Raw genomic sequence first — 16,430 nt, 5'->3', positions numbered from 1 at the left:
TCCTGCCCATGCCAATGTGTTCACCATGTCTCCGAACGCTGTTCACCTTGTACCCGGTCCATACACGGAGGCCGGGGTCCATGGCTCTCGCCGCACGGGCCAACGCCTATGGCTGGGCGCGGTCGCACCGAAGCGTGATTTGCAAAAGCTTATCGCCTGACGCACCAACCATGGCCCCCGGCACAAGGCCGGGGCGACGGTAAGTGATTGAACTGGCGGACGCCCGCCTCACCGCCCCTCCCAGCCGAACATGTCCTCCAGCCCGACGCCGAACAGCCGGGCGATGCGGAAGGCGCTTTCGAGGCTGGGGGAGTAGCTGCCCTTTTCGATCGCGGCGACGGTCTGACGGGTGACGCCGATCGCCTGGCCGAGTTCGGCCTGGCTCATCCCATGACGCTCGCGATAGTCCCGCACCCGATTGGTGATCGGGGGGCTCTTGCCCATCCTCAGACGCCCCGGCGCAGCAAGATGAGCTGGAGGCCATATTCGGCGATCTGCGAGACGATCAGGCTGCCGACAACCAGATGGAAGAGCGCGTTGCCATCGCCATAATGCATGAAGTGCAGCAGCGCGCACACCGCCAGCCCGCCGAGAAGAAGGCCCGACCAGTTGCCGGCGCGATCGAGCAGCGGCCGTTCGCGCTCGTCGGGCGGAACCTCGACATCGTCGGGGCTCACGCTGGCGAGCACGATCTGGACGACGATCGCGGCGGTGACGACGAACGCCGTGTAAGGGATGAAGATCCCGCGCGGCGGCGGCACCGCCCCGAGCGCGCGCGCCGCATCGATATAGAGATCGAGATAATAGAGCCCGGCGACGACCATCAGCGCGCCCATCACCCAGGCGGAGACTTCGCGGAACGACATGGGAGACTCCCGTGTTAAAAATTTCTAACACGGGATGCGCCACACCATGACCGATGTCAAATATTTTTAACTTCGGACAATGATGCGCGCCGTGCCCGCGCGAAGGCGCCGGGCGCGCTGCCGGTGCGCTTGCGGAAGGCGGTGCTGAACGCGCTGGCCGATTCATAGCCGATCTCTGCGGCGATCCGATCGAGCGAGAGGCCGCCGCGGGCGAGGGCGTCGCGGGCCAGCGCGATCCGCCAGCGCGCGAGATATTCGATCGGGCCGCAGCCGAGCACCGCCGCGAACCGCGCCGCAAAGGCCGAGCGCGACATGCCCGCGATCCGGGCGAGCCCCGCGACGTCCCAGCCAGCGCGGACATCGGCGTGCATCGCCCGCAATGCCCGCGCCAGCGCGGGGTCGCGCAGCCCGGCGAACAGGCCGGGTGCTGGCAGGTTTTCGTCGACACCGGGCCGGCGCAGGCATTCGACGAGCATGACCTCGAGCAGCCGTTCGAGGATCGGGTCGCGGCCGGGGCGATCGCCGGCACATTCGTCGATCAGCAGGTCGACGATGCCGCCGAGCCGCCCGGCATCGGCGGCGCGGATATGGATCAGCGCCGGCAGCAGCCCGACCAGCAGCGGCGCGTTGACCGGATCGATCCGGAAGGCACCGCCGAGCATCGCGACATCGGGATCGCCATCGGGGTCGCCATGGCGCACCGCGCGGTCCGCGGGTTCGACCGCGATCGATGCCGCGCCGGGGCGGCTCGCCAGGGTGAAGGCCGGGGTCGAGGGCAGCAGCACGAAGTCGCCACGATCGAGCCGCACCGGATCGCCGCCGGCGAGCGTCAGCCAGCATCGCCCGGCGAGCATCAGCGCGAAACCGGGCTGGCGATAGGCGGCGTAGCGCACACCCCATTCGCCGCGGCCGGTGATCGGCTTCGCCAGCGCGGCGTGCGGGCGCAGCAGGGCGATGATGTCTGCGAGCGGATCCATATTGGACGATCCATAATGATTTACGGCCGATCCATTATCGATCATATCGCACGCCTGTCTATGCTGGTCGGCGACAAGGAGACAGACATGACCAGCACCATCCTCATCACCGGAACATCGTCGGGCTATGGCAAGGCGATCGCCGAGCTTTTCCTCGATCGCGGCTGGAACGTCGTCGCGACGATGCGGCGCCCCGATGCGGGGCTGTTCGCCGCATCGGACCGGCTGACGCTGTTGCCGCTCGACGTCACCGACGCGGCCAGCATCGCGCGCGCGATCGGCGACGCCGTCACCGCGTTCGGGGCGATCGACGTGCTGGTCAACAATGCCGGGATCGGCCTCGCCTCCGCCTTCGAGGCGACGCCCGACGCGGTGGTGCGCGAGCTGTTCGAGACCAATTGTTTCGGCATGCTGGCGACCTGCCGCGCGATCATCCCGCGGATGCGCGCGCAGGGGCACGGCGTCATCGTCAACGTCACGTCGAGCTGCACGATCGGGGTGATGCCGCTGGTCGCCGCCTATACCGCGAGCAAATCGGCGGTCGAGGGCTTCACCGAATCGCTGTCCTACGAGCTGGCGCCGTTCGGGATCAGGGCGCGGCTGGTCGAGCCCGGCTATGCGCCGACCACGAACTTCACCGCCAATGGCGGCGCGCGGATGGAGGGGCTGATCCCGCCCGACTATGCTGGGTTCGCACAGGCCTGTTTCGCGCGGATGGCCGATTATCCGGCGGCCTATTGCACCGAGGCCGAGGTTGCCGACGCGGTGTTCGCGGCGGCGACCGACGCCGGGCCCGCGATCCGTTTTCCGGCCGGTGCCGACACCGCCATGCTGGCGGCGCTGCGCTGGACGACGTCGGAGGATCATTATCGCGAGCGGATGCGGGCGATGTTCGCGCCGGCCGCCGCATAGAAGGAGGGGCGGCACGACTTTTCGGCATTATCGAACAATTTTTGATATATTTTCCAAATATTCGGAAATGCCGATGGCGTTTACCTCGGTCCGGCAGGTGGCGACCGCCGCCGTCGAACCAAGGGATGACTGCTCCATGACCCGATATATCCGCACCCTGCTGGCCGCCGCCGCCGCGATATCCGTGCCCGCGACCGGAGCCTTCGCCGCCCCTGCCGCCCCCGCCGCAGCGACGACGACGGCAGCGCCCGGCGCCGGGGTTTCGGCGGCGAAGCAGCCGGTGGTCACCGTGGTGCTGGTCCATGGCGCCTGGGCGGACGGATCGAGCTGGGCTCGGGTGATCCCGCTGCTGCAGGCCAAGGGGATCGCGGTGATGGGGGTGCAGAACCCGCTCACCTCGCTTGCCGACGATGTCGCCGCGACACGGCGGGTGCTGGCGGACGTCGCCGGTCCGGTCGTGCTGGTCGGCCATAGCTGGGCCGGAACGGTGATCACCGAGGCCGGGACCGATCCCAAGGTCAAGGCGCTGGTCTATGTCGCAGGCTTCGCCAACAAGGAGGGCCAGTCGGGCGGCGATCTGGTCGGCGCCTATCCCAGGACGCCCGCGCTCGGGACGATCTGGGACGACGGCCATGGTTTCCTGCGCCAGACCGAACGGGGGATGATCGACAATATCGCCCCCGACCTGCCCGAGACCGAGGCGCGCACCTTGTTCGTCACCCAGGGGTCACTCGCCGCGAGCACCTTCGGCGACAAGGTCACCGTGCCGGCATGGCGGACGGTGCCGTCCTGGTATGTGGTGTCCGCCGACGACCGGGTGATCTCGCCACAGATGGAGCGCGATCTCGCCGCGCGGATGAAGGCGAAGACGACGGTGCTGCAGGCCGGCCATATGTCGCTGCTGTCGCACCCGCAGGAGGTCGCCGCGGTGATCGAGGATGCGGTCGCCGCCACCGTCCGGGCGTCGGCACGATGAACCGCCGGCTGACCGCCGCGGCGACGCTCGCGGCGATCCTGCTGGCGCCGGCCGCGGCGATGCTGCCGGCCGCCCCGGCCCAGGCGGCCGCGCCGGCGGTCGGCGGGCAGGCCCCCGGCTATTACCGCATGCATGTCGGCCGGTTCGAGGTGACCGCGCTGCTCGATGGTACCCATCCCTTCCAGGCCGAAAAGCTCGCGGTCGGGGCGAAGCTTGGCGAGGTGAACGCGCTGCTCGGCGCGCAGGGGCTGGCGTCGCCGTTCGAAGGGATGATCAACGCCTTCCTCGTCAATATGGGCGACCGGCTGGTGCTGATCGATAGCGGCGCGGGCAATCTCTACGGCAAGGATGGCGGCGGGCTGGTCGCGGCGATCCGGGCGGCGGGCTATGCCCCCGAGCAGGTCGACGACATCTTCATCACCCATCTGCACGAGGACCATGCCGGCGGGCTGATGCTGAACGGCCAGCCGGTGTTCGCGCAGGCGATCGTCCATGTTTCGAAACGCGACGCCGATTTCTGGCTCGACGACCGCAACCAGGCGACGGTCGGCGACCTGTTGAAGCCGTTCTTCCCGGCGATCCAGAAGGTGGTCGCGCCCTATGTCGCGAGCGGGCGGCTGCGGACGTTCGCAGGCGAAGCGCCGCTGCTGCCGGGGCTCAGGCCGATCGCGGCGCCCGGCCATACGCCGGGACACAGCTATTATCTGATCGAGGATGGCGGCGAGGCGATGCTGTTCTGGGGCGACACCGTCCATATGCTGCCGGTGCAGATCGCCGAGCCGAAGATCGCGATCGAATATGACTGGAACGTGCCGATGGCGATCGCCGCGCGCCGCGAAGCGCTGGCGCTCGCCGCGCGCGAAGGCTGGTGGGTCGCCGGCGCGCATGTCTCCTTCCCCGGAATCGGTCATGTCCGCGCCGCGGAAGGGGGCCGTTATCGCTGGGTTCCCGCCAATTACACGCTCAACCGCTGAAAGGCCCGATCCGATGATTGCCCAGACCAACCACACGCTGCGCGCCAACGGCATCCGCCAAAATTATATCGACGCCGGCGCCGGGGCGCCGGTCGTGCTGCTGCACGGCTTTCCCGAGACCAATTTCGCCTGGCGCCACCAGATCCCGGTACTGGGCGAACTCCACCGCATCATCGCCCCCGACCTGCGCGGCTATGGCGAGACCGAGAAGCCGGCGGCGGGGTATGACAAGCGGACGATGGCGAACGATCTCGCGGCGCTGCTCGACACGCTCGAGATCGACAGGATCGCGCTGGTCGGCCACGACCGCGGCGCGCGGGTCGCGACCCGTTTCGCCAAGGATTTCCCCGACCGGGTCGACCGGCTGGTGGTGATGGACAATGTCCCGACCCGGATCGTCGCGCGCGACCTCGATGCCCGGATCGCCAAGGCCTATTGGTTCTTCCTGTTCCACCTGATCCCCGACCTTCCCGAGACGCTGATCGCGGGCAAGGAGGAGCCGTGGCTGCGCTGGTTCTTTTCCGACTGGACCTATGATCCGGCGGCGATAAGCGGCGAGGCGTTCGAGACCTATGTCCGCGCCTACAAGGCACCCGGCGCGGTGCGCGGGGCGATGGCCGACTATCGCGCCAATGCCGAGGACATCGCGCAGGACCTGGCCGACGCCGACACGCTGATCGCCTGCCCGACGCTGGCACTGTGGGGCGAGAATTTCGGGGCGGTCGGCGAGATGTTCGACATGCCCAAGGTCTGGGCGGAGATGGCGAGCGACCTGCGCGCGGTGCCGATCGCGCGCTGCGGCCATCTGCCGCACGAGGAGCGGCCCGAGGCGGTCAACGCGCTGCTGCTCGAATTCCTCAACGGCTGGAACGGCTGACGCCGCCCCTGCCCTCGCATCCCCATAGGAGACCGACCATGCGCCTCGCCCCCATCGCGCCCGCCGAGCTGACCGACGACCAGAAGCCCTTGTTCGAGGCGATGACCGCCGGCGTCGCCGCCAAATATGCCGACTTCACCACCACCCGCGACGATGGCGCGCTGCTGGGGCCGTGGAATGCCTGGCTGCACGATCCCGAACTGGGCGCCGCCTTCTGGACGGTGACCCAGGCGATGACCAAGGCAAGGCGCATCCCCGATCCGGCGCGGCAGGTCGCGATCCTGGTGACCGGCGCGCATTTCGGCGCGGCCTATGAGATCTATGCCCATGCCGCGGTCGCGCGGGCGAAGCATGGCATGAGCGCGCGGCGGATCGCCGCGCTCGCCGCCGGGCAGCGCCCCGACGATCTCGACGACGACGAGGCGACCGCGCATGACGTGGCGGCGGCGCTGCTGCGCGGCGGGCCGCTGCCGGCGCCGCTCTACGCCCGCGCGATCGACCGCTTCGGCCAGGCGGGGACCAATGAGTTGATCTATCTGGTCGGCCATTATGCCTTCGTGTCGATGACGCTCAACGGCTTCGCGATCGAGGTACCCGCGGACGGCGACATACAAGGCTGATCGATACTGGGCTGATCGCCCGGCTCGCGCGCCCCTCCCGGCTGGTATAGGCTCGCTTTGTACCGGACTGGGAGGGGCGGACCGATGAACGACGATATCGACGATGTCCGCGGCCAGTGCTATTGCGGCGGGGTGCGGTTCGAGGCGCGGCTGGCCGACGGGCTGCGCAGCGCGATCCGCTGCACCTGTTCCTATTGCCGGATGCGCGGGGCGGTGATCGTGTTCGCGGGGATCGACCGGCTGCGGATCGTCGCGGGCGAGGACCTGCTGACCAGCTACCGCTTCAACAGCGGGGTCGCCGCGCATTATTTCTGCAGCCGCTGCGGCATCTACACCCATCACCGGCGCCGGTTCGACCCCAGCCAATATGCGATCAACGTCGCCTGTATCGAGGGAATGAGTCCGTATGACTTCGCGATGGTGCCGGTGGTCGACGGGGTCCATCATCCGCTCGACCATGGCGGCGGCGCGTTGAAGGTGATCGGGACGATGCGGTTCGAGCGGGAAGGATGAGCGACATGCCGATCAGGGCGCCGTGGCACCTCTGGCTGGTGGGCGCGATCGCGGTGCTGTTCGATGCGATCGGCGCGTTCGACTATGTGATGAACCTGCTGCAGGGCGCGACCTATATGGCGAGCGCGGGGATGACGCCGGCGCAGATCGCTTATTATCAGAGCCTGCCGCTGTGGATGATGGCGGTGTGGGGCATCGGCACGCTGGGCGCGCTGCTGGCGTCGATCCTGATTCTGCTGCGCAACCGGCTGGCGGCGCCGATCTTCGCGGTGGCGCTGGCGGCGTTCCTGCTCGATCTGCTGTACATCCATATGCTGAGCGACGGTGGCACGATCATGGGGCCGCCGATGGCGATCACCAACGCGGTGATCGCCGCGCTGCTGACGCTGTTCCTGCTCTATGCCTGGGCGATGCGGCGGCGGGGGATTCTACGTTAAAGCCGGCAGGACAGGATGATCTGCTTCGCGGGCTTGTCGAAGGTCAGCGTCGAGCAGCTCGCCATGTCGGCGGCGCCGATCGCGAGCCAGGATTGCGATTTTCCGCGCTTGCCCTTGGCCGAGACGACGATCTCGCCGGGATCCTGATCGGCGTCGGCGATGCGGCTGGTATCGCCATAATCGGTGGTCCGCACCTTCAGCCGCGCGATCCGCAGCGGGCCGACCGCGAAGGGCTGCGCGAGCGCCAGCCAGCGCGCGGGCCGATCGATGCCGAACCGGATCGGTTCGCGCATCGGCGCCCCTTCGAGATGGCCGGTGTCGCCGGCGAGCGCCTGGCCGGCGGCCGCGGTCGCCAGCGACGCCGGCCGTTCGAGATCCCATGTCACGAAGATCGCGCGCCCATTGGCCGAAACCAGCGTGCCGAGACCACCATTCTGCGCCGTCATCGGCAGCACCACCCGGCGCTCGTCGGCAACACTTGCCCGCAGCCGGAAGCTGACCACCGGCTGGGGCACCGCGCCGGGCCCGAGCGATCCGTCCGCGCGCGGCGCGAAGGCGCGGTCGAACCACAGCATCCGCCGCTTGCCGTCCCCGGCGCCGAGTTGCAGCCGGGCCACCATGCTGTAACCGGGCACCTTGATCGGGCCGACCCCGGCCGCCGCGGCGAACAGCCCGGGCTTGAACCCCGCCGCCTTGGCGGCATCGGGGTTGAGCACCGGATAGGACAGGCCGTTGGCCTGGACCGCGAAGCGCAGCTTATGGCCATCGACGGTCGCGTCGACCAGTTCGCCCGGCGCCACGGTCAGCGGCGGTGCTGGCGGCGCGGCGGCGGTGGCGAGCAGCCCGGCGGCGAGGCAGAGCGATAATCGGGTCGTCGAAACCATAGGCCGATCCTTCGGGGAGACGGACCGTCTTCGCCCAATATTGCGGCGGCAAGACGGCGAAGTTCGGCCGATGGGTGACATCGCCGGCGAGGACTATGCTTTCAGTCCGAAATAGCCGCTGTGCTGGATCAGGTCCCAGCGATTGCCATAAAGATCCTCGAAGACCGCGACGATACCATAAGGCTCGGTCCGCGGTGGCTCGACAAAGATCACTCCGCGCGCGGTGTGGGCAGCGAAATCGCGTTCGAAATCGTCGGTGTCGAGGAACAGGAAGACACGTCCCCCGGTCTGCGCACCGATCAGCGCCGACTGCTCTTCGCTCTCGGCCCTGGCGAGGAGGATGCACCCTTGGCCGCCACCCGGCGGCGCCAGCACGACCCAGCGCTTCGTGCCGGACAGGCGCTCGTCGAGGCGGACCTCGAAACCGAGCTTGCCGGCATAGAAAGCGATCGCCTCGTCATAGTCGTCGACGAGGACGGCGGTGAGGAACAGGCGCTGCTTCATCGATCCACCGGGAGAATGTCGCGGCGACCGCCCTTCAGGAGAAGCGCGTGAAATCGGGGGCGCGGCGTTCGGCGAAGGCGGCGAAGGCCTCGCCGGCCTCGGGCGAGACGAGCCGCGCGGCGAACTGCTCGCCCTCGACGTCCATCTGCGCGGCGATCGTGTCGATCGGGCGCATCAGCCGCTTGGTGGTGATCAGCGCGCCGAGCGGCTGGCGGGCGAGGCGGCCGGCGACATCCTGCGCGGTCGTGGCGAGATCGGCGAGCGGCACGCTCTTGTTGGCGAGGCCCCAGGCGACCGCGTCGGCGGCGCCGACCGCCTCGCCGAGCGCGAACATGGCGAAGGCGCGGACATGGCCGATCCGCGCGGGCAGCAACAGGCTCGACGCCGCTTCGGGCACGAGCGCGAGATTGACGAAGGGCGTGGTCAGCAGCGCATCCTCGGCGAGCACGACATAGTCGCAGTGGAGCAGCATCGTCATGCCGATGCCGACCGCCCGCCCCTGCACCGCGGCGACCAGCGGCTTGATGTTGGTGCCCAGCGCCTTGATGAAGCGCCAGACATTCTGCGGGCCGGCGGCGCCGGCGGCGACCTTCGCGAATTCGGCGATGTCGTTGCCGGCGGAGAACATCTCGCCCTCGCCGCGGATCAGGATCACCCGCACCGCGGCATCGTCCTGCGCCGCCTCGATAGCATCGGCAAGCACCGCGTACATCGCATCGGTGAGCGCATTCTTCTTGTCGACCCGGTCCATCACCAGCGTCAGGATGCCGTCGGCGATGGTCGTCTTGATATGGTCGGTCATGCGGCTCTCCGGATATCTGGTTTGCGCATGACTAGCGTCAAAGCGGTTCGGGTTTCCAGAGGGTCGCTCGGGCGAGCCGGGCGCCCCCCCTCGAACGCATAGATCACTTCTACCGTCATCCTGATGAAAATCAGGATCCAGAACCGCTACGTCGAAGCAGGAAGCGCGATGTTGCGGCTCTGGATCCTGAATCAAGTTCAGGATGACGAAAAGAAGGAGACCCCAGCTTTCCTTTGCCCGCAAACGGGCGAATGCGCGGAGCGCTCACCGCCGCGAGGTCGGGCGGCTGCCGAGCTGGTCGAGGGCGTCGGCGTTGCGGCGGCCCCAGGCGTAGAGGAGTTCGACCGGCTCGATGAAGCGCGTGCCGAGCGCGGTCAGCCGATATTCGACCGCGGGCGGGATCGTGCCGTGGACATGGCGGGTAACCAGCCCGCTATCCTCCATCTGGCGCAGGGTCTGGGTCAGCATCTTCTTCGAGATGCCGGGCAGGCTGCGCTGGAGGACGCCGGTGCGGGCGACGCCGTCATGGCGAGCGTGGAGGCTGTGGAGGATCATGCTCGTCCATTTGGTGACGAACAGATCGAGCACGCGACGCGGCGCGCAGTCCTCGCGCCATTCCTCGTCGGGGGTTCCCGGTCGCATCGGTGGTTACCTCATGGTGGCTATGTCCCCAGAAGGTGCCGTCTAGAATATGCCGCGACCGCTGCCTAGTTCCCGGCCTCTACAGCGAAGGAATCGAACAATGGCCGGAACGGCATTGGTGGTGGGCGCGAGCGGGATCGTCGGCAGCGCGACGGCGGAGTTGCTCGCCGGCGACGGCTGGACCGTCCATGGGCTGGCGCGGCGGCCGGTCGCGCAGGCCGGGGTGCGACCGGTCGCGGCCGATCTGCAGGATGCCGGCGCCACCGCCGCGGCGCTCGCCGGCATCCGTCCCGATGCGGTGTTCGTCACGACCTGGGCGCGACAGGCGAACGAGGCCGAGAATATCCGGGTCAACGCGGCGATGGTCCGCAACCTGCTCGACGCGCTCAGCCCGGCCGGGACGGTGCGCCATGTCGCGCTGGTCACGGGGCTCAAACATTATCTCGGCCCGTTCGAGGCCTATGGCCAGGGCGTGTTGCCGCAGACTCCGTTCCGCGAGGAACAGGGCCGGCTCGACGTCGCCAATTTCTATTATGCGCAGGAGGACGAGGTCTTCGCCGCCGCCGCGCGCGACGGCTTCGGCTGGAGCGTCCACCGTCCGCACACGGTGATCGGCAAGGCGGTCGGCAATGCGATGAACATGGGATCGACCCTCGCCGCTTATGCGACGCTGTGCCGCGAGACCGGACGGCCGTTCCGCTTTCCGGGATCGGCGGCGCAGTGGAACGGGCTCACCGACATGACCGACGCGCGGCTGCTGGCGAAGCATCTGCGCTGGGCGGCGGCAACGCCGGCGGCGCGCAACGAGGCGTTCAACGTGGTCGATGGCGACGTCTTCCGCTGGAGCTGGATGTGGGGACGGATCGCCGACTGGTTCGGGATCGCGGCGGCGCCGTTCGACGGGACGGTGGTGCCGCTCGAGGTGCAGATGGCCGACGATGCCCCGATCTGGCGGCGGATCGCCGAGCGCGAGGGGCTGGCCGAGCCCGATCTGTCGCGGCTGGCCTCGCCGTGGCACAGCGACGCCGATCTCGGCCGGCCGATCGAGGTGGTGACCGACATGGGCAAGAGCCGGCGGCTGGGCTTCCTCGACTATCAGCCGACCGACGACGCGTTCTTCGACCTGTTCGCGCGGTTGAGCGCGGACCGGCTGATCCCGTGAAGCTTATGCGCTGAACGGACCATCCGGCGCGAAGGCCTGCCAGGCGAAGCGTTCGCCGATCAGGCGGTGGGTGGCGGCATCGGGGTGGAGCCGGTCGGGCAGCGGCAGCGCCGCCGCGTCGGCCTCGCCGTAGAGATCGCGGCCGTCGAGATGGAAGAGGTGCGGATCGTCCACCGATCGCCGGGCGACGATCCGGGCGAGTTCGTCGCGGATGACGTTGAGGGTGAGCTTGCCCGCAGCGCGCTCGGCGGGGTCGCCGGTGGCAACGAAGCGCAGTTGTCCGGTGGCGAGCGCCTGCGGGTCGAAGCCGGTCGGACCGGGCGTGTCTTCGTGGATCGGGCAGAGGATCGGCGAGACGAGCAGGATCGGCGTCGCCTCATGGCCCTCGCGGATCGTGTCGAGGAAGCCGTCGACCGCCGGGCCGAAAGCCCGCAGCCGCATCAGATCGGTGTTGACGAGGTTGATGCCGAGCTTGAGGCTGATCAGCTCGGCGGGGGTGTCGCGGATCGTGCGGGCGACGAACGGATCGAGCAGCGCGCTGCCGCCGAAGCCGAGGTTGAGCAGTTCGACTCCGCCGAGCCCGGCCGCGACCGCGGGCCAGGTGGTGCTGGGGCTGGCGGCATCGGAGCCATGGCTGATCGAGCTGCCATGGTGGAGCCAGCGCCGGCGCCCGTCGTCGCCGACCGGCTCGACGGCCGCATCGGTGCGCAGCGCGACGAGATCGGTCGCCTCGTTGTGCGGCAGCCAGATCGCGACCTGCTTCAGGCCCTCGGACAGGCCGGCGAAGCGCAGCGTGCCGACCGGCCCCGGCTCGGTAACCGCGGTACCGGTGGCCATGTCGATGCGCAGGACATGGCCGCCGGTGACACCCGACCGGGCGATCATCTGGCCATCGACGAGCAGGTCGTAGACGCCATCGGGCCGGGGCGGCATGCCGGTGTAGACGCGCTTCGTGCGCAGCGCGTCGAGTTCGATGACGGTCGCGCGGGTGAGGAAGACGAGGCGGATGCCCGAAGGCTGGGCCTCGACCATCGCCAGTTGCGGATCGGCACATTGGGCCCGCGCCCAGGCCGGGAGCCGGTGCGGACGGATCGCGCCGTCGACGGGTTCGAGTTCGATCGCGCCGCGGACGATGTCGGCGGTGATCGGGGTGGTGGTCCAGTCGCGGGTCATGACGCCGGTCTAGCGCCGTATGTGATAGTCGTCGCCCTATCGCGGCAATGAATCGAACAACTCCGGCATTCACGCGGCAAGCGGATCGGCCTGGGGTTCGATCGTCAGCTTGAGGCCGAGTGCCTTGACGACCTTCAGCACCGTATCGAGCGTCGGGTTGCCGTCGGCGCTAAGGCCGCGATAGAGCGCCTGGCGGTTGAGGCCGGTCGCACGCTGCACCTCGACCATGCCGCGCGCGCGCGCGATGATTCCGAGCGCGTGCGCCAGATAGGCGGCATCGCCTTCCGCAATCGCATCGGCGAGCAGTTCCGCCTGGGCGGCGGGGTCGGTGAAGCCCGCCGCGCTGTCATAGGGAATGGTTTCCATCGTCTAACTCCTTGTCCTTTGACGTTCCCGGGCAGCCCCTCAGGGTATCAGAGCAGCCATTTCCTTGGCTCGGGCGATGTCGCGGGCCTGGCTGTCCTTGTCGCCGCCGATGAGCAGGATCAGCAGCACGCGACCGCGACGGGTGAAATAGAGCCGATATCCTGGCCCGAAGTCGATCCGAACCTCGCTTACGCCGTCGCCGACCGATTTGACGTCACCCATAAGGCCGGCTTCGATCCGGGCGATCCGCACCCGAATTTTGGCCTGCCCAGCCACGTCGGCAAGACTGTTCAACCAATCGGCAAATTCCGGTGTTTGCTGGGTCTCCACATGTCACTTATAAACGACAAAGATTGATAGATCAACATATTCGTCGCTTTTAAGCGACATTTCACGACTGCGTTATCAGAGCAAACTCCGTCAGCGCCGATTGACCCCGCCCATCCCCAATCCTACCCCTATTGCAAAGCATGCTCATGAAATGGGCGAGCAGGGAGAAGGTGCGATGGAACGGCCGGCATCGGACTATGATGCGCTCGATTTCTTCACCGATCGGGCGGTGATCGACGATCCCTTTCCCTATTACGACCATATCCGCCGCCGTTCGCCGGTCTATCGGCATGGGCAGCACGATGTGGTGCTGGTGACCGGCTTCCAGCAGGGGGTCGAGGTCTATGCCGACCAGGAGCATTATTCGTCGGTCAACGCGACCAACGGGCCGTTGCCGCCGCTCCCCTTCCTCCCCGAAGGCGACGATATCGGCGAGCAGTTGGAGGCGCACCGCGCCCACCTGCCGATGGCGGGGTTGCTGGTCACGCTCGACAAGCCCGATCATCTGCGGTTGCGCGCGCTGGCGGCGCAATTGTTCACGCCGGCGCGGCTGCGGCAGATCGACGCCAATATCGCGGCGATCGCCGACCGGCTGATCGACGAGTTCGCCGACAGCGGCAAGGTCGATCTGATCCGCGGCTATGGCGTACCGTTCGCGGGGCTGGTGATCGCCGACCTGCTCGGCGTGCCCGCCGAGGACCGCGCCTGGTTCCGCGAGATGTTCAATTCGCGCCCGCGGCTCGACCAGGCCGGCGATCGTGAGAATTACAATCCGCTCGCCTTTCTCGACGAGAAGTTCACCGATTATATGGTCGAGCGCCGGGCGCGGCCGACCGGCGACGTGCTGTCGGAGATCGCCAATGCGACGCTGTCGGACGGCAGCATCCCGACGCTCGACCAGGTGGTGACGCTGGCGACCTTCCTGTTCGGCGCCGGGCAGGACACGACCGCGCGGCTGCTCGGCAGCGCGATGAAGATCCTCGCCGAACGGCCCGACCTCCAGGCGCAGGTGCGCGCCGACCGCAAGCTGATCCCCGACCTGATCGAGGAGACGCTGCGCTATGAGGGTCCGGTCAAGACGAGCAGCCGGCTGGTGCGCCGGACGGTCGAGCTGGGCGGGGTGACGCTGCAGGCCGGGACCCATGTCGCGCTGCTGAGCGGGGCGATGAACCGCGATCCGGCGAAGTTCGACGCGCCCGACGAATTCCGGCTCGGCCGGCCGCGGGCGCGCGAACATCTCGCCTTCGGGCGCGGCGCGCATACCTGCGTCGGCGCGCAGCTCGCGCGCACCGAGGTGCGGATCAGCCTCGAACGGCTGCTCGACCGGATGGGCGATATCCGCCTGTCGGAGGAGCATCATGGGCCGGCGGAGGCGCGAACGTTCCGGCAGGAACCAGGCTATGTGCTGCGCGGGGTGCGGCGGTTGCATCTGGAGTTTACGCCGATCGCGGCGTAGCAGGGATCGGGCACGGGGTAGTGCACAGGACCGGGCACGAGACTGGCGGGCATATGCGGACAGGTGATTGGCGTATCGCCAGGCGTAAGCTGCGGACGCTGGCCGCGGCAGGCGGACGGCGCAAATTTCTCGTCGCCGAGGCGGTCATTCGCCTGGCGTCCGCGCGCATCAAGCTCGCCATCCTGCCCTTTCGCCGGATAGCGTCGCGGCTGGGAACATTGGTGCCGCCCGGCGATCCGCGGATCCGTTCGCATCCGATGTCGCATGAAGCGGCGGCGACCGCCCGCGACGTCGGCTGGGCGGTGCGGTCGGTCGCGCCCTGGCTGCCGTTCAGGTCGGTCTGCCTTCAGCAGGCGCTGGCGGCGCACGCCATGCTGCACCGTCGCGGCATAACCGCGATCATGCATTTCGGCACCGGCCGGGACGAAGCGAATGCGCTGACCCCGCATGCGTGGCTCGATGCCGCCGGCGAACGGGTGACGGGTTATCCGCTGGATGCCGGCATGGTCGAGATCGGCTGTTTCGTCGAGATCGGATCGGAGTGAAGCGATCGCGACGATCGTTTCGCATATACCCACGGGCTTGGAGCCAACCGATGTTTCCTAGAGCATGTCCTGATCAGATTGATCAGGACATGCTCGAAATTGTCTTTGTTTGCCGCATTTTCCGAGCCGTCAAGACGCATCCTCGATCGACGGGCTCAAGCCACCCGAACCGTCATCCCGATGATGAACATCGCCCCGACCAGCCCGGCGATGGTGGTGATCCAGCCGATGCTGCGCGAGCGGGTCCAGCCGCTGCAGCCGAGGCTGGCGAGCAGCGACAGCGCCCCGACCGAAAAGCCCAGGGTCATGATCGCCCGCGGGCCGGCCGCGCCGGCGGTCGCCATCATCGGCGGCGCGTCGGGATGGAAGATCGCGGTCAGCATCGTCGCCGCGACGACGGTGACGATGAACGCGACCGACGATGTCGCCGCGAAACCGATCGTGATCGTCATCAGCCGCCCCTGATGGCCGAGGGTGAGCAGGGTCGCGAGGAAGGTCGCCGCGAAACCGCCGAGAAAGGCGCTGAGCGTCGCGAGTTGCGCGGCGAGCGCCGACATATAAGCGGGGGACAGATGCTCCATCGGCGACGATAGGCAGATCGCCGGACCGCGGACAAGCCGCGAACGCACAGGACCGCCGGTCGTCATTGTCGCATCGCCGCCACTATGCGATCACGAGCCTCCCAAGGGGGGCGCCATGAAGTCTTTCTTCAATCCCGGCAGAGCCGCGGGGCTGTGGTATCTGCTGCTGATCCTCGCCGGGCCGCTGCGGCTGATCTATATTCCGCACACGCTGTTCGTGACCGGCGATCCGGCGGCGACCGCGCGGAATATCGTCGCGCACGAGACGTTGTTCCGGCTCGGCATGGTCGACGAGATCGTCATCGCGGTGCTGCTGATCTTCCTGGTGATGGCGTTCCACCGGCTGTTCGCGGGCGTCGACCGGCGTTGGTCGGCGCTGGTGATCATCCTGGGCGGGGTGATGCCGGCGACGATCCATTTCACCAATGTCGTGACCGATGCCGGCGCGCTGATGGCGGCGAGCGGCGCCGACTTCCTCGCGGCGTTCAGCGCGCCGCAGCGCGACGCGCTGGTGATGCTGTTCCTGCGCCTGCACAGCCAGCAATATACCGTCGCCGAGACTTTGTGGGGGCTGTGGCTGATCCCGCTGGCGATCCTGGTCTACCGGTCGCGCTTCGCGCCGCGGCTGATCGCGCTGTGGCTGGCGATCAACGGGGTCGCCTATGTCGCGATCAGCGTCATCGGGCTGCTGGCGCCGGCCTATCAGGACCGGGCGTTCGCACTGTCGGCGCCCGCGCGCTATGGCGAGCTGGCGATCATGCTGTGGCTGGTGATCAGGGGGGCGCGGCCACCGATCGCGAACGCCCCTGCCCCGCATATCGACGGGGTTTAGG

General features: G+C 68.1%; 22 protein-coding genes. 11 read left to right on the top strand and 11 right to left on the bottom strand.

The window, feature by feature from the left end; all coding sequences use genetic code 11:
- Window positions 1–228: 228 nt before the first annotated feature.
- From AC1RM6_RS14300 to AC1RM6_RS14290, 3 genes are read right to left on the bottom strand one after another with little or no spacing between them, the layout of a single operon-like run.
- Window positions 229–444, bottom strand: coding sequence for a helix-turn-helix transcriptional regulator (locus tag AC1RM6_RS14300; protein WP_493102279.1), 216 nt, complete (start codon window positions 442–444; stop codon window positions 229–231).
- A gap of 2 nt (window positions 445–446) precedes the next feature.
- Entirely contained in the window at window positions 447–866 is a 420-nt protein-coding gene (locus AC1RM6_RS14295; RefSeq protein ID WP_493102277.1) for a hypothetical protein, read from the bottom strand.
- A gap of 56 nt (window positions 867–922) precedes the next feature.
- Complete coding sequence (locus AC1RM6_RS14290; protein WP_493102276.1) at window positions 923–1,843, bottom strand: AraC family transcriptional regulator; 921 nt, start codon at window positions 1,841–1,843, stop codon at window positions 923–925.
- 87 nt (window positions 1,844–1,930) lie between these two features.
- Between AC1RM6_RS14290 and AC1RM6_RS14285 the strand changes: the two genes are divergently transcribed.
- The 7 genes from AC1RM6_RS14285 (at window position 1,931) to AC1RM6_RS14255 (ending at window position 7,152) form a co-directional block, all read left to right on the top strand.
- On the top strand, window positions 1,931–2,755 hold the full coding sequence (locus AC1RM6_RS14285; protein WP_493102274.1) for an SDR family oxidoreductase: 825 nt from the start codon (window positions 1,931–1,933) through the stop codon (window positions 2,753–2,755).
- Between the two features lie 136 nt (window positions 2,756–2,891).
- The gene (locus AC1RM6_RS14280; RefSeq protein WP_493102272.1) at window positions 2,892–3,731 is read left to right on the top strand and encodes an alpha/beta fold hydrolase; all 840 of its coding nucleotides are present in this window, start codon (window positions 2,892–2,894) and stop codon (window positions 3,729–3,731) included.
- The gene (locus AC1RM6_RS14275; RefSeq protein WP_493102270.1) at window positions 3,728–4,705 is read left to right on the top strand and encodes an MBL fold metallo-hydrolase; all 978 of its coding nucleotides are present in this window, start codon (window positions 3,728–3,730) and stop codon (window positions 4,703–4,705) included. Before AC1RM6_RS14280 ends, AC1RM6_RS14275 begins: the two co-directional genes overlap by 4 nt.
- Before the next feature lie 13 nt (window positions 4,706–4,718).
- The gene (locus AC1RM6_RS14270; protein ID WP_493102268.1) at window positions 4,719–5,582 is read left to right on the top strand and encodes an alpha/beta fold hydrolase; all 864 of its coding nucleotides are present in this window, start codon (window positions 4,719–4,721) and stop codon (window positions 5,580–5,582) included.
- Window positions 5,583–5,620: 38 nt separating this feature from the next.
- Entirely contained in the window at window positions 5,621–6,202 is a 582-nt protein-coding gene (locus tag AC1RM6_RS14265; RefSeq protein WP_493102266.1) for a carboxymuconolactone decarboxylase family protein, read from the top strand.
- A gap of 84 nt (window positions 6,203–6,286) precedes the next feature.
- A complete protein-coding gene (locus tag AC1RM6_RS14260; RefSeq protein ID WP_493102264.1) occupies window positions 6,287–6,715 on the top strand; it encodes a GFA family protein in 429 nt (142 codons plus the stop codon).
- Between the two features lie 5 nt (window positions 6,716–6,720).
- Window positions 6,721–7,152, top strand: coding sequence for a hypothetical protein (locus AC1RM6_RS14255; RefSeq protein ID WP_493102263.1), 432 nt, complete (start codon window positions 6,721–6,723; stop codon window positions 7,150–7,152).
- Here AC1RM6_RS14255 and AC1RM6_RS14250 read toward each other — a convergent pair.
- The 4 genes from AC1RM6_RS14250 to AC1RM6_RS14235 form a co-directional block, all read right to left on the bottom strand.
- Window positions 7,149–8,036, bottom strand: a complete 888-nt coding sequence (locus AC1RM6_RS14250; protein WP_493102261.1) for a hypothetical protein — start codon at window positions 8,034–8,036, stop codon at window positions 7,149–7,151. The genes AC1RM6_RS14255 and AC1RM6_RS14250 overlap by 4 nt on opposite strands.
- 93 nt (window positions 8,037–8,129) lie before the next feature.
- Window positions 8,130–8,540: a VOC family protein gene (locus AC1RM6_RS14245; protein ID WP_493102259.1), complete on the bottom strand. Its 411-nt coding sequence runs from the start codon at window positions 8,538–8,540 to the stop codon at window positions 8,130–8,132.
- A gap of 34 nt (window positions 8,541–8,574) precedes the next feature.
- On the bottom strand, window positions 8,575–9,342 hold the full coding sequence (locus tag AC1RM6_RS14240) for an enoyl-CoA hydratase-related protein (RefSeq protein WP_493102257.1): 768 nt from the start codon (window positions 9,340–9,342) through the stop codon (window positions 8,575–8,577).
- A gap of 264 nt (window positions 9,343–9,606) precedes the next feature.
- Window positions 9,607–9,984: a winged helix-turn-helix transcriptional regulator gene (locus AC1RM6_RS14235; RefSeq protein ID WP_493102255.1), complete on the bottom strand. Its 378-nt coding sequence runs from the start codon at window positions 9,982–9,984 to the stop codon at window positions 9,607–9,609.
- Window positions 9,985–10,084: 100 nt separating this feature from the next.
- Between AC1RM6_RS14235 and AC1RM6_RS14230 the strand changes: the two genes are divergently transcribed.
- The gene (locus AC1RM6_RS14230) at window positions 10,085–11,146 is read left to right on the top strand and encodes an SDR family oxidoreductase (protein WP_493102254.1); all 1,062 of its coding nucleotides are present in this window, start codon (window positions 10,085–10,087) and stop codon (window positions 11,144–11,146) included.
- A 3-nt stretch (window positions 11,147–11,149) separates the two neighbouring features.
- Here AC1RM6_RS14230 and AC1RM6_RS14225 read toward each other — a convergent pair whose 3' ends face one another.
- From AC1RM6_RS14225 to AC1RM6_RS14215, 3 genes are all read right to left on the bottom strand, one after another.
- A complete protein-coding gene (locus AC1RM6_RS14225; RefSeq protein WP_493102252.1) occupies window positions 11,150–12,319 on the bottom strand; it encodes an SGNH/GDSL hydrolase family protein in 1,170 nt (389 codons plus the stop codon).
- A gap of 69 nt (window positions 12,320–12,388) precedes the next feature.
- Entirely contained in the window at window positions 12,389–12,685 is a 297-nt protein-coding gene (locus AC1RM6_RS14220; protein WP_493102250.1) for an addiction module antidote protein, read from the bottom strand.
- Between the two features lie 39 nt (window positions 12,686–12,724).
- Window positions 12,725–13,015: a type II toxin-antitoxin system RelE/ParE family toxin gene (locus tag AC1RM6_RS14215; protein ID WP_493102248.1), complete on the bottom strand. Its 291-nt coding sequence runs from the start codon at window positions 13,013–13,015 to the stop codon at window positions 12,725–12,727.
- Between the two features lie 175 nt (window positions 13,016–13,190).
- Between AC1RM6_RS14215 and AC1RM6_RS14210 the strand changes: the two genes are divergently transcribed.
- Both AC1RM6_RS14210 and AC1RM6_RS14205 read left to right on the top strand, forming a co-directional pair.
- Window positions 13,191–14,471: a cytochrome P450 gene (locus AC1RM6_RS14210; RefSeq protein ID WP_493102246.1), complete on the top strand. Its 1,281-nt coding sequence runs from the start codon at window positions 13,191–13,193 to the stop codon at window positions 14,469–14,471.
- A 53-nt stretch (window positions 14,472–14,524) separates the two neighbouring features.
- Complete coding sequence (locus AC1RM6_RS14205) at window positions 14,525–15,016, top strand: lasso peptide biosynthesis B2 protein (protein WP_493102244.1); 492 nt, start codon at window positions 14,525–14,527, stop codon at window positions 15,014–15,016.
- Window positions 15,017–15,171: 155 nt separating this feature from the next.
- On the opposite strand, the gene AC1RM6_RS14200 is transcribed toward AC1RM6_RS14205, so the two are convergent.
- Entirely contained in the window at window positions 15,172–15,645 is a 474-nt protein-coding gene (locus tag AC1RM6_RS14200; RefSeq protein WP_493102242.1) for a hypothetical protein, read from the bottom strand.
- A gap of 67 nt (window positions 15,646–15,712) precedes the next feature.
- Between AC1RM6_RS14200 and AC1RM6_RS14195 the strand changes: the two genes are divergently transcribed.
- Window positions 15,713–16,429, top strand: a complete 717-nt coding sequence (locus tag AC1RM6_RS14195; protein WP_493102240.1) for a DUF4386 domain-containing protein — start codon at window positions 15,713–15,715, stop codon at window positions 16,427–16,429.
- Window position 16,430 lies beyond the last annotated feature (1 nt).

Source organism: Rhizorhabdus sp. GW822-FHT03C02 (assembly GCF_058801765.1).
Note: the sequence above shows the minus strand (reverse complement) of the source record. Positions and strands in the feature narration are given on the sequence as shown.

Bases quoted from the DNA above. Each gene is read 5' to 3' on its own strand.
- AC1RM6_RS14225 (WP_493102252.1), bottom strand. From the start codon at position 12,319: ATGACCCGCGACTGGACCACCACCCCGATCACCGCCGACATCGTCCGC.
- AC1RM6_RS14280 (WP_493102272.1), top strand. From the start codon at position 2,892: ATGACCCGATATATCCGCACCCTGCTGGCCGCCGCCGCCGCGATATCC.
- AC1RM6_RS14205 (WP_493102244.1), top strand. From the start codon at position 14,525: ATGCGGACAGGTGATTGGCGTATCGCCAGGCGTAAGCTGCGGACGCTG.
- AC1RM6_RS14230 (WP_493102254.1), top strand. From the start codon at position 10,085: ATGGCCGGAACGGCATTGGTGGTGGGCGCGAGCGGGATCGTCGGCAGC.
- AC1RM6_RS14295 (WP_493102277.1), bottom strand. From the start codon at position 866: ATGTCGTTCCGCGAAGTCTCCGCCTGGGTGATGGGCGCGCTGATGGTC.
- AC1RM6_RS14220 (WP_493102250.1), bottom strand. From the start codon at position 12,685: ATGGAAACCATTCCCTATGACAGCGCGGCGGGCTTCACCGACCCCGCC.
- AC1RM6_RS14210 (WP_493102246.1), top strand. From the start codon at position 13,191: ATGGAACGGCCGGCATCGGACTATGATGCGCTCGATTTCTTCACCGAT.
- AC1RM6_RS14260 (WP_493102264.1), top strand. From the start codon at position 6,287: ATGAACGACGATATCGACGATGTCCGCGGCCAGTGCTATTGCGGCGGG.
- AC1RM6_RS14290 (WP_493102276.1), bottom strand. From the start codon at position 1,843: ATGGATCCGCTCGCAGACATCATCGCCCTGCTGCGCCCGCACGCCGCG.
- AC1RM6_RS14265 (WP_493102266.1), top strand. From the start codon at position 5,621: ATGCGCCTCGCCCCCATCGCGCCCGCCGAGCTGACCGACGACCAGAAG.
- AC1RM6_RS14240 (WP_493102257.1), bottom strand. From the start codon at position 9,342: ATGACCGACCATATCAAGACGACCATCGCCGACGGCATCCTGACGCTG.
- AC1RM6_RS14300 (WP_493102279.1), bottom strand. From the start codon at position 444: ATGGGCAAGAGCCCCCCGATCACCAATCGGGTGCGGGACTATCGCGAG.
- AC1RM6_RS14255 (WP_493102263.1), top strand. From the start codon at position 6,721: ATGCCGATCAGGGCGCCGTGGCACCTCTGGCTGGTGGGCGCGATCGCG.
- AC1RM6_RS14285 (WP_493102274.1), top strand. From the start codon at position 1,931: ATGACCAGCACCATCCTCATCACCGGAACATCGTCGGGCTATGGCAAG.
- AC1RM6_RS14235 (WP_493102255.1), bottom strand. From the start codon at position 9,984: ATGCGACCGGGAACCCCCGACGAGGAATGGCGCGAGGACTGCGCGCCG.
- AC1RM6_RS14245 (WP_493102259.1), bottom strand. From the start codon at position 8,540: ATGAAGCAGCGCCTGTTCCTCACCGCCGTCCTCGTCGACGACTATGAC.
- AC1RM6_RS14275 (WP_493102270.1), top strand. From the start codon at position 3,728: ATGAACCGCCGGCTGACCGCCGCGGCGACGCTCGCGGCGATCCTGCTG.
- AC1RM6_RS14250 (WP_493102261.1), bottom strand. From the start codon at position 8,036: ATGGTTTCGACGACCCGATTATCGCTCTGCCTCGCCGCCGGGCTGCTC.
- AC1RM6_RS14270 (WP_493102268.1), top strand. From the start codon at position 4,719: ATGATTGCCCAGACCAACCACACGCTGCGCGCCAACGGCATCCGCCAA.
- AC1RM6_RS14195 (WP_493102240.1), top strand. From the start codon at position 15,713: ATGAAGTCTTTCTTCAATCCCGGCAGAGCCGCGGGGCTGTGGTATCTG.